The organism is Nioella sediminis (assembly GCF_001879695.1).
GTDB lineage: Bacteria > Pseudomonadota > Alphaproteobacteria > Rhodobacterales > Rhodobacteraceae > Nioella > Nioella sediminis.
Genome location: NZ_MNBL01000143.1, coordinates 1 through 3,229, shown reverse-complemented (window position 1 = coordinate 3,229; position 3,229 = coordinate 1). Strand labels below are relative to the sequence as shown.

Annotated in this window: 5 protein-coding genes; all 5 read left to right on the top strand. The window is 63.5% G+C overall.

Going from position 1 to position 3,229, the window contains the following annotated elements:
• A partial coding sequence (locus BKY26_RS16360; protein WP_158514349.1) for an alpha/beta fold hydrolase occupies positions 1 to 480 on the top strand: 480 nt, incomplete at its 5' end.
• Positions 473 to 850: a 4-carboxymuconolactone decarboxylase gene (gene pcaC / locus BKY26_RS16355; RefSeq protein ID WP_071691449.1), complete on the top strand. Its 378-nt coding sequence runs from the start codon at positions 473 to 475 to the stop codon at positions 848 to 850. The genes BKY26_RS16360 and pcaC, both read left to right, overlap by 8 nt.
• 47 nt (positions 851 to 897) lie before the next feature.
• Positions 898 to 1,626, top strand: a complete 729-nt coding sequence (pcaH, locus tag BKY26_RS16350) for a protocatechuate 3,4-dioxygenase subunit beta (protein WP_071691448.1) — start codon at positions 898 to 900, stop codon at positions 1,624 to 1,626.
• A complete protein-coding gene (pcaG, locus tag BKY26_RS16345) occupies positions 1,626 to 2,246 on the top strand; it encodes a protocatechuate 3,4-dioxygenase subunit alpha (protein WP_071691447.1) in 621 nt (206 codons plus the stop codon). Before pcaH ends, pcaG begins: the two co-directional genes overlap by 1 nt.
• 56 nt (positions 2,247 to 2,302) lie before the next feature.
• Positions 2,303 to 3,142 carry a 3-oxoadipate:acetyl-CoA acetyltransferase gene (locus BKY26_RS16340; RefSeq protein ID WP_071691450.1) on the top strand — a complete coding sequence of 280 codons (840 nt, stop codon included), beginning with the start codon at positions 2,303 to 2,305 and terminating at the stop codon, positions 3,140 to 3,142.
• Positions 3,143 to 3,229 lie beyond the last annotated feature (87 nt).

Below are 3,229 nucleotides of genomic sequence, written 5' to 3'. Positions count from 1 at the left end.
CTGGCCGCGCGCAGGCCTGACCTCATTCGCGCGCTGGTCCTGTCCAATACCGCCGCCAAGATGGGCGAGGCCGCCATGTGGCAGACCCGCATCGACGCGATCCGTGCAGGCGGGATCGAGGCGCTGGCCGATGCGGTGATGGAACGCTGGTTTTCCCCCGCCTTCCTGACCCGGCCCGAGCTGAGTGTCTGGCGCAATATGCTGACGCGGACGCCGGTGGAGGGCTATCTCGGCTGCTGCCACGCCATCGCGGGGGCCGATCTGACAGAGAGCACGAAGGCGCTGAGCCTGCCCACGCTGGCCATCGCGGGCAGCGATGACGGGGCCAGCCCGCCCGATCTGGTGCACGGAACCGCCGCGATGATCGCGGGCAGCCGTTTCGAGGTTATCGACGGCGCGGGCCACCTGCCTTGCGTCGAGAACCCCGCCGCCTATGCCGCCCTGCTGACCGATTTCCTGAAGGAGCATGCCCATGTCTGACCGCTTTGAAACCGGCATGACCGTGCGCCGCAAGATCCTGGGCGACGCCCATGTGGACCGGGCCGAGGCCGCCAAGACCGCCTTTGACGAGCCCTTCCAGACGCTGATCACAGAAGGGGCCTGGGGCACCGTCTGGGCCTCGGACGGGATCAGCGACCGCGAACGCTCGATGCTGACGCTCGCCCTGCTGGCCGCCCTTGGCAATTTCGAGGAAATCCCCATGCATATCCGCGCCACAGCACGCACCGGGGCCAGCAAACAGGACGTTCTGGAGGCCTTCCAGCATGTCGCCATCTACGCCGGTGTCCCGCGCGCCAATCACGCGCTGAAATTGGCCAAGCAGACCTATGACGAGATGGAAAAAGAGTAATCCGGGAAACGCGCGATATTTCCCAGCCTTGAAGGAGGAGCGCCGCAATGACCAAGCCAGGCGAATACTATCAGCGGGACCGGATGTGGCATCCCCCCGCCTATGACAAGGACTACAAGACCAGCGTCACGCGCAGCCCGCAATATTCGCTGATCTCGCTACAGAACTCGATTTCCGAGATCACCGGGCCGACCTTCGGTCACAACGATGTGGACCCGCTCGATAACGACCTGATCAAGAACTACGCACAGCCGGGTCAAAGCCCCATTGGCGAACGGATCATCGTGCATGGCCGGGTGCTGGATGAAAACGGGCGGCCCGTGCCCAATACGCTGGTCGAGGTCTGGCAGGCCAATGCGGGCGGGCGCTACCGCCACAAGAAGGACACCTATCTTGCCCCCATCGACCCGAATTTCGGCGGCTGCGGGCGCACGATCACCGACGAAAACGGCTATTACTTCTTCCGCACGGTCAAGCCCGGCGCCTACCCGTGGCGCAACTGGGTCAATGACTGGCGACCGGCACATATCCACCTGTCGATCTTCGGGCACGCTTTCGCACAGCGGCTGATCACCCAGATGTATTTCGAGGGCGACCCGCTGATTGCCACCTGTCCCATCGTCAACACCATCCGCGACAAGGCCGCCATCGGGCAGCTGATCGCGGCGCTGGACAAGAATGCGACGATCCCGCTCGACAGCATCGCCTACAAGTTCGACATCGTCCTGCGCGGGCGCCGCTCGACGATGTTTGAAAACCGGCTGGAGGGGAACTGATGACCCAATCGCTTGATTACCTGAAGGAAACCGCCTCTCAGACCGCCGGACCTTACGTCCATATCGGCCTTGCCCCCGGCGCGGCGGGCTTTGACATCTACCGGCAGGAACTGGGCTGGGACATCGCCGGACCCAATGCCAGGGGCGAACGCATCCGCGTCGAGGGCATCGTGATCGACGGCACCGGCAGCCCGGTCAAGGATGTGCTGCTGGAGGCCTGGCAGGCCAATGCCGATGGCATCTATGCGCATCCCGAAGGCGGCGGCGAGGTGGAAGAGGGCTTTCGCGGTTGGGGTCGCGTGATCACCGATTTCGCTACCGGCGAATGGGCGTTCGACACTGTGAAACCGGGCCGCACAAGGGGCCGCAATGTCGGAACCCAGGCCCCGCATATCAACCTGTGGATCGTGGCGCGCGGCATCAATATCGGGCTGAATACGCGGCTCTATTTCGAGGACGAGGCCGAGGCCAATGCCGCCGACCCGGTGCTGAACCTGATCGAATGGGAACGCCGCCGCGCCACACTGATCGCGAAGCGCACGGAACGCGACGGGCAAACGGTCTATCGGTTCGACATCAGGCTGCAGGGCGAGGAAGAAACCGTCTTCTTCGACATTTGACGAAAGCCAGGCCCGGCGGCAGGATCGGCGGGCCTTTCAGAATGGAAAAACACGACATGTCAAACCCTTGCATCATCTGCGTGGCGATCACCGGATCGGTTCCCACAAAGGCCAACAATCCTGCGGTGCCGATCACGGTCGAGGAACAGATCGAAAGCACGCAGGAAGCCTTCGAGGCGGGCGCGTCCATTGCCCATTGCCATGTGCGCAACGATGACGGGACGACCACCAGCGACCCCGAGAAATTCGGCCGCCTGATGGAGGGGCTGAAGACGCATTGCCCGGGCATGATCGTGCAGCTGTCGACTGGCGGCCGGTCCGGCGCGGGCACAGAACGCGGCGGCATGCTTTCGCTTGCACCCGACATGGCGTCGCTGTCGGTGGGGTCGAACAACTTCCCCACGCGGGTCTATGAAAACCCGCCCGATCTGGTCGCGTGGCTGGCCTCGGAGATGATAAAGTACAACGTGAAGCCCGAGATAGAAGCATTTGATCTGTCTCATATTTTCCAGGCCAAGCTGATGCAGGACCGGGGCGAGCTGCAAGGCACGCCCTATGTGCAATTCGTGATGGGCGTGAAGAACGCCATGCCGGTGGATCGCGAGGTGTTCGACTTCTACATCCGCACCGTGAAGCGGCTCTTTGGAGAGGACGCGCCCTGGTGCGCCGCAGGGATCGGACCCAACCAGATCGTGGTGAATGAATGGGCAATTGCCGCGGGCGGGCACGCACGCACGGGGCTGGAAGACAACATGCGGCTCGACCGCGAAAGGCTCGCCCCTTCCAACGCGGCGCTTGTCGCGCGGGCTGTGGAGCTGTGTGAAAAATACGAGCGTCCGGTGGCCAGCTGGCAGCAGGCGCGGGCGATTCTGGGGCTGGCTGCACCGGCGAATTGAGGGGGGGCACCACGCGTACACCCCCCGTACACCCCCTGTACACCGGTCGTGCAAATGAAACAGCGATTTCGCCGTGCCTTCAGCACG